This window comes from Carnobacterium sp. (assembly GCF_040274425.1).
In genome coordinates, this window is record NZ_JBEMBC010000103.1 from 1 (window position 1) to 6,957 (window position 6,957).

Below are 6,957 nucleotides of genomic sequence, written 5' to 3' on the forward strand. Positions count from 1 at the left end.
TGAAAATTCTGAAAGAACACGTTTAAATGTAGTTGAAAAGTTCTTACTTTGTAATCTCTCTTTTGCCAATAAAAAAGCTGCTAAACTAGTAAAAAATACATTTGGAGTTAGATATTCATAAGGAACATCATAATGTTCGCCTTGTTTAAGCGACTCAACACTTGTGATCATAATTGTACTGATCAATCCAGCCACTCCTAATAGATAGATGCCTGTTTTCATCCATTTTTTCAAATCGTAATGCGCTAAATAATAGCCAATAAAAAAGTACCCAACATAGCCAAATGTGATATCTAGGTTAACTCCTCTTTCAACAAACGTTACAGTCGAACTAACTGGAAATTCATTATAGGAAGGTAAAATAAATCCAATATAAAAACAAAACGTCACAAGATAGAGGATGATTTTTTTATCTTCAGCAATCTTTCGCAGAAAAGGAATCATGACATAAATTTCAATCATTCGAAAAAGAAACCACAAATGGTAATGCCCTTCTTTAAATGCTTCAACCATTACTCCCCATACTTCTGCATTGAATGTCCGGTATTCATTCCATGTAAAAATCATTGCATATAAGGCTGACCAGAAGATAAAAGCTGTTACTAATCGAAAAAGATTTTTTTTATATAACTTTTTTATCGAAAATTCTCGCTTAGGATCTAAAAAAAAGACTCCACTCAACATAAAAAATAGCGGTACACTCATACGTGCAAAACTGTCAAAGATATTTAATACTTGCCATTGATAGGAATCCATTTCATATAAACTAAAATCACGTGAAGCAATATGAATGGTAATTACTAAAAAAGTAGCTGCTACACGCAGAATATCAGCATACAAAACTCTTTCTTTCATAGACTTCCTCCTTTTCATGAACTAATTTTCTATTATTAGTATACCATTAAAAAAAGTAGGTTGAACATCAACGAATACATAGTTGGTGTTCAACCTACTTTTTTAATTTTTAAGTTTACTCAATTCACTTTTAATTAAGCTTTTTGTTCTGTTAAGATTCTTGGACCCTCTTTAGTAATCGCTAATGTATGTTCAAATTGGCAACTGATTCCGCCGTCTTTAGTACGAGCTGTCCAACCATTGTCATCCATCTTAGATTTCCACGTTCCTGTGTTGACCATAGGTTCAATCGTGATAACCATACCTTCTTTTAAGCGAAGACCTTTTCCAGCTTCTCCATAATGCGGAACAGATGGTGCTTCGTGCATGGTAGGTCCAATTCCGTGTCCAATAAACTCACGAACTACAGAAAAACCTTCCCCTTCAACATAGGTTTGGATTGCATGACCGATATCCCCAATACGATTTCCCACTTGTGCTTGTTCGATTCCTAAATAAAGAGCTTTTTTAGTGACTTCCATCAATTTTTCGGTTTCAGGAGTTCCTTCACCAACAATATAACTCCAGCAAGAATCTGACATTGCACCTTTTAAATTAACAACCGTATCAACTTTAATCAAGTCGCCGTTCTTCAATACTTCTTTTTTACTAGGGAATCCATGACAAATTTCATCATTGACGCTGACGCAAGTAGCATATTCATAGCCTTCAAAACCAATTTGTTCAGCAATACCACCATGCTTTTCAATATAGTTATGCATAAATTCATTGATTTCCCAGCTCGTGATACCAGGTTTAATGATTTCTCTCAAGGCAATATGTGCATTTGCCAATAGTGTTCCTGATTCATCCATTGCATCAATTTCACGTTGTGATTTTAGTGTGATCAATTTTGTTCCTCTTTTCTATTTAGTCTTACTCATTTATTATACACTCTTCTTTTCTATTATAAGCTTAATTCATCCATTTGTGAACCATTCTTCCTATTGATTAAAATGGAGGCCCTTTCTCTCATAATTAAGTGAGTTGGAAACGAACTATAGGCTATTCTATTCGAAAAATTGTGACTTTAGGGTTATTTTTCTTTCGTTTTCCGTTATACTTCACTAGAGAACAACTAATGAGAGCGAGTGGTTTAATGAATAACAAAACGAAGTATACCCCTAAAAAAAATACCAATAACAATCTTTATACCGTAACTGAAGCAATAGAATTATTGCCTTTTTTATTAAGTGTCATGAAAAACGCAAGTCGTAATTCTGTAAAATCTACTTTAACGAGAGGTCAAGTGATGGTCGAAGGAAAGATGGTAAAGCAACACAATCATGCTTTGCTTCCTGGTCAAGTTGTGGCGATTCAATCTAACAAAGCGGCGATCAAAGAAACCGCATTGATTGGAATGACTATTGTGTATGAAGATGATGCAATCATTGTCATTGATAAAGAAGCTGGTCTATTATCGATTGCAGCTAAATTTGCTCAAGAATTGACTGCTCATCGTCAGTTGATCAACTACGTCAAACAAGACAACCCTAACAACCGTATCTACATTGTTCACCGTTTAGACCGCGACACTTCAGGTGTAATGGTTTTTGCAAAAACTGAAAAAATCAAAGATGCTATGCAAGAAAATTGGAAAGACATCGTTAAGGAACGAATTTATACTGTATTAGTTGAAGGCGTTGTTACTGAGGAAAAAGGAACCATCAAAACATGGTTAGTGGAAAGTAGTAAAGCAATGAAAGTTCATTCAAGTACGTATGATAATGGCGGAAAGTTAGCCATCACGCATTACAAAAAAATTCGTTCTAATGATGAATTTACTTTATTAGAAGCTCAATTAGAAACAGGACGTAAAAATCAAATTCGCGTACACATGGAATCAATTGGTCATCCTGTAGCTGGTGATAAAAAATACGGTGCTTCTACGAACCCGTTAAAACGCTTGGGCCTTCATGCCACTACTTTAGCTTTGATCCACCCTACTAGCGGTGAATTGGTACGTTTCCACTCTAAAGTACCTAAAGTTTTCTTGATGCATTCAAAGTAGACTTACAGGAAATATTCTGTATTAATAAAAAAATTAGAAAGCTTTACTTTATCTCTCCGCTAGTTCAATGGTATGATAAGTAAAATGGTTATATTAGTAAAAGGGGTTAAGGATGGTTAGCAATTATGGAGCATAAAAAAGTATCTGTCTTAGGTGTAACTTTTGACAACAAAACAAAAGAAGCCTTTCTCAAAGAATTAATGGCGCGTATCGACCACAAAAAAAAATCTTTTGTGGTTACTGCCAACCCTGAAATTGTCATGTACGCAAAAAAAGATCCCAATTATATGTCGCTTATAAAAGAAGCGGATTACGTCATTGCGGATGGAATCGGTATTATCAAAGGATCAAAAATGTTAGGTACTCCAATTGTTGAACGAGTAGCTGGGTACGATTTAATGTTGGCTTTATTGGAAGAAGCGAATCAACAAGGCAGTCGTGTTTACCTATTAGGTGCAAAAGAAGATGTCTTGCAAAGCACGGTTGCTAAAGTTAAGAAGCTTTACCCTTCTATCAATCTAGTTGGGTCACGAAATGGTTATTTTGATTTTTCAGATTCTGCGGTCATTGAAGCAGTTCAGGCAACTCAACCAGATATAGTGTTCGTTGCTATAGGCTATCCAAAGCAAGAACAATGGATCCACCAGTATATGAGTACTGCTTCAACAGGTTTGTTAATGGGTGTTGGCGGTAGTTTTGACGTTCTTTCTGGAAAATCAAAACGTGCACCAAAAATCTTTATTAAGTTAAACATTGAATGGTTGTATCGTTTGATCAAACAACCCTTTAGAATAAAGCGTATGATGGCTTTGCCTCGCTTCTTACGTGAAGTAAAGAATGAAAAAAAACAAGTATCTAAACATTAGTCTAAAAAGCTGAACAAATTCTGTTCAGTTTTTTTACTAGGTTAATGATAAAAATCAAACACAAATGAGGTTATTTCGTTATGAAAGTCTTACACATCAATGCTGGGTTAGAAGATGGTGGTGGAAAAAATCATATCTTATCCCTGCTTTCTCAATTTGATTCATCTGTTGCGGAACTGCTTGTTTTGGAAGAAGGGATTATTGCTGAGGAAGCTAAAAAACTAGGAATAACTGTACACACGCTCAAACAACAGTCCCGTTATGATTTATCTATTTTGAAACGGTTGGCTCAATTTATTAATGACCATTCTTTTGATCTTGTCCATACACATGGTGCACGTGCAAATCTTATCTTTTCTCTTATTCATAAAAAAGTACCAGCTCTATGGTTTACTACAGTTCACAGTGATCCTACGCTTGATTTTATGAATAGAGGGGTAAAAGGATACGTATTCACTCGACTTAATTTAGCCAGCTTAAAAAAAGCAGATCATTTAATCGTTGTGACTGACAGCTTGATAAAACTTTTATGCGATTTAGGCATCAATAAAGAAAAGATAACGGTGATTTATAACGGACTCCAATTTGGCTCTCCTCTGGTTAAAGCAACAAAAACAAATAAGCAATTTACTTTAACATGTGTTGCTCGTCTGCACCCTATTAAAGGGCATGAACTTTTACTCGAAAGCTTAGATGCGGCCAGATTTTCAGACTTCACACTAAACTTAGTAGGAGATGGAGAATTAAGATCTGCTCTTGAAAAAAAAGTCCAGGAACTTAATATGCAAGACCGTGTTCATTTTTTAGGTTTTTTAAATAAACCTAAAGTAGACGTAACGATTAAAAACTCAGATCTGACACTACTAGCCTCCTATAACGAAGGTTTCCCGATGGTGTTGTTGGAATCTGCCAATCAAAAAGTTCCTTTTATCGCTACAAGTGTTGGGGATATTTCCCTTTTGGTTCCAGATAAACAATACGGTTGGTGTGTACCCGCTGGATCTACTGAATCTTTAACAAAAGCTCTAAATGAAGCTTATGATGAATGGGAAAATGGAACGTTAGAGACTAAAGGTGAGTTGGTTTACCAATTAGCTTCTACTCAGTTTTCTCTCAAAAAATTCTACGATGCTACTTTAGCACTCTATGAAACATTCATTCATGCATAAAACCCATTATCCAGTTAGTAATCTCTTATATTCCATTGCAGACCGTGCCTTTCCTTTGGTATACTTTGCTAAGGAAACACACACGCACAGAAAAGGATGAGATGTAAAATGACAAAAGCCTTAATTGTCTTTGCAAGTTTAACCGGCAACACAGAAGAATGTGCAGATATTGTAGAAAAAGCTTTAGTAGACTTAGATGTGGACGTTGAAACAGTTGAGTGTATGCAAGCTGAACCAGAGGATTTTCTTGATGTAGATATCTGTATTATAGGTACTTACACTTATGGAAATGATGCAAATTTACCGGATGAATTCGTTGATTTTTATGAAGAACTCAGTGAAATTGATTTAACTGGAAAAGTTTTTGGAACATTCGGTTCAGGAGACCATTTTTACGATAAGTTCTGCCAATCCGTAGATGATTTTTCTGACAAATTGGCTTCAATCGGTGCTATAGAAGGTGCTGAAAGCGTAAAAGTCGATTTAGATGCTAATGATGAAGACATAGAAAACTTTAAAGCTTTTGCAAAAGCATTAGTCGAAAAAGTTGAATCTCTAGCTTAGACAATAAAAAAACCCTTATCAGGAGATAAGGGTTTTTTTCTTATGCTTTGTAATCAGGCATGTGTTGTTTTAATGTTTGTTCGATATAATCCATTACATCTTTTTCATGAAACTTCAAGAACCCTTGGGCGATCAATACAGCTGTACCGTGAACCGTAATCCAAATATTTTTAAACAGTTTTGTTTTTTCAGCTTTTGACAACTCTTTCGTTCCTTCAAGTTCCTTAAAAATTCCCATCATCATGTCTAATGAAATCTTATGCATTTGATCAGGGTCTAGTTGAGACTCAAAGAAAAGTGCTTTAAAAAAGATGGGTTCATTTTTTGCAAAATAAACATAATTTAAACACATATTGAGTAAAGGGTCTTCTGTTCGTTCATTTTTATAGATTGTTTCATCTATATACGTTTTTATCTTTTCAACAAGTTCTTGTTTTAAGTCATCCATATTTTTAAATTCTAAATAAATGGGTTGGGTTGAGCAATCCATCTTTTTAGCAATATTCCGCGCTGTAAAACCTTCAAATCCTTCTGTTTTCACAACTTGATAAGCTGTTTCAAGAATTTGTGATTTTAAAATTGTCTTTTTTCTGGCCATTTCAACTCACCTCTTCGGTCTCTTTTACCATCGATTAGGATAGGGCATCTTTATCTCCTGAAATCTTTTATCATAACAACCAACAGTTTTTGACTTCTTTTTTTACGAATAACTGGCCATCCTCATTTAGAAATTGATTCCAATATCAAGTAATATTATTTTTATCCTTACCCTTTAAAAACAATACTGCTTTTATGTTATCCGGATTCTCTCTCCAATATTCCTTAATTTATTTTATCACTATTGTGATTAAAAGAGAACTCTTTTGTCTTACAAAAATTACTGCGTATATATTAAGTGTTTCCCGAACAAAATTGGTCTAGTTGTTCTTTATCTTCAGAAAAAGGATAAGAGACACGCAGCCAAACTATTGTCAATTCTTTTTTTATTTTTAATTTAAAAAAGACTTTTAGTAAAATTGTTTCTCTTTCTTTCGTATGCTATTATTGTTTAGTAAGAGTTTGAAACCAAACTAACTAGACAACTCGTTTTCTGTTTTAGTTCCTTTTGTTCCAACCTCATTTCGTATATTAGGAGGAAAAGATTATGGTATTGCCAAACTTTGAAGAAAATTTACAAAAATACGCTCATTTATTAGTTAAATCGGGTGTAAATGTTACAAAAGGACACACAGTTGTCTTGCAAATCGATGTAGACCAAGCTCCATTGGCTCGTTTGATTACAAAAGAAGCTTATGCACTAGGTGCGTCAGAAGTTATCGTGAAATGGGCAGATGATGTCGTAAACCGCGAACAATTTATCGGAACACCCCAAGAACGCTTAACGGATATTCCGCAATACAAAATTGATGAATCATTAGACCAAGTTGCTAAAGGTGCTAGCCGCATCAGTGTT

Annotated in this window: 8 protein-coding genes; 5 read left to right on the top strand and 3 right to left on the bottom strand. The window is 34.6% G+C overall.

The window, feature by feature from the left end:
* Both ABS911_RS13450 and map read right to left on the bottom strand, forming a co-directional pair.
* On the bottom strand, positions 1-855 hold an 855-nt coding region (locus ABS911_RS13450; protein WP_350467986.1), incomplete at its 3' end, for an acyltransferase.
* Positions 856-989: 134 nt separating this feature from the next.
* Positions 990-1,745, bottom strand: a complete 756-nt coding sequence (gene map / locus ABS911_RS13455) for a type I methionyl aminopeptidase (protein WP_350467987.1) — start codon at positions 1,743-1,745, stop codon at positions 990-992.
* A 248-nt stretch (positions 1,746-1,993) separates the two neighbouring features.
* On the opposite strand from map, the gene ABS911_RS13460 reads away from it, so the two are divergent.
* The 4 genes from ABS911_RS13460 (at position 1,994) to ABS911_RS13475 (ending at position 5,504) form a co-directional block, all read left to right on the top strand.
* Complete coding sequence (locus tag ABS911_RS13460; RefSeq protein ID WP_034538620.1) at positions 1,994-2,905, top strand: RluA family pseudouridine synthase; 912 nt, start codon at positions 1,994-1,996, stop codon at positions 2,903-2,905.
* A gap of 125 nt (positions 2,906-3,030) precedes the next feature.
* Complete coding sequence (locus ABS911_RS13465; protein WP_350467988.1) at positions 3,031-3,771, top strand: WecB/TagA/CpsF family glycosyltransferase; 741 nt, start codon at positions 3,031-3,033, stop codon at positions 3,769-3,771.
* 80 nt (positions 3,772-3,851) lie between these two features.
* Positions 3,852-4,940 (top strand): glycosyltransferase, encoded by a 1,089-nt coding sequence (locus ABS911_RS13470; RefSeq protein WP_350467989.1) that lies wholly within the window; start codon positions 3,852-3,854, stop codon positions 4,938-4,940.
* A gap of 108 nt (positions 4,941-5,048) precedes the next feature.
* Positions 5,049-5,504, top strand: a complete 456-nt coding sequence (locus ABS911_RS13475; RefSeq protein ID WP_251165443.1) for a flavodoxin — start codon at positions 5,049-5,051, stop codon at positions 5,502-5,504.
* 40 nt (positions 5,505-5,544) lie between these two features.
* On the opposite strand, the gene ABS911_RS13480 is transcribed toward ABS911_RS13475, so the two are convergent.
* A complete protein-coding gene (locus ABS911_RS13480) occupies positions 5,545-6,102 on the bottom strand; it encodes a TetR/AcrR family transcriptional regulator (protein ID WP_350467990.1) in 558 nt (185 codons plus the stop codon).
* A gap of 546 nt (positions 6,103-6,648) precedes the next feature.
* On the opposite strand from ABS911_RS13480, the gene ABS911_RS13485 reads away from it, so the two are divergent.
* Positions 6,649-6,957 (top strand): aminopeptidase (locus ABS911_RS13485; RefSeq protein WP_350467991.1); only part of this gene is annotated, 309 nt, incomplete at its 3' end.

What these genes read in the sequence shown, in the direction of transcription:
- ABS911_RS13470 (WP_350467989.1), top strand. Translation starts at nt 3,852, where the DNA reads ATGAAAGTCTTACACATCAATGCTGGGTTAGAAGATGGTGGTGGAAAA.
- ABS911_RS13460 (WP_034538620.1), top strand. Translation starts at nt 1,994, where the DNA reads ATGAATAACAAAACGAAGTATACCCCTAAAAAAAATACCAATAACAAT.
- ABS911_RS13480 (WP_350467990.1), bottom strand. Translation starts at nt 6,102, where the DNA reads ATGGCCAGAAAAAAGACAATTTTAAAATCACAAATTCTTGAAACAGCT.
- ABS911_RS13465 (WP_350467988.1), top strand. Translation starts at nt 3,031, where the DNA reads ATGGAGCATAAAAAAGTATCTGTCTTAGGTGTAACTTTTGACAACAAA.
- ABS911_RS13475 (WP_251165443.1), top strand. Translation starts at nt 5,049, where the DNA reads ATGACAAAAGCCTTAATTGTCTTTGCAAGTTTAACCGGCAACACAGAA.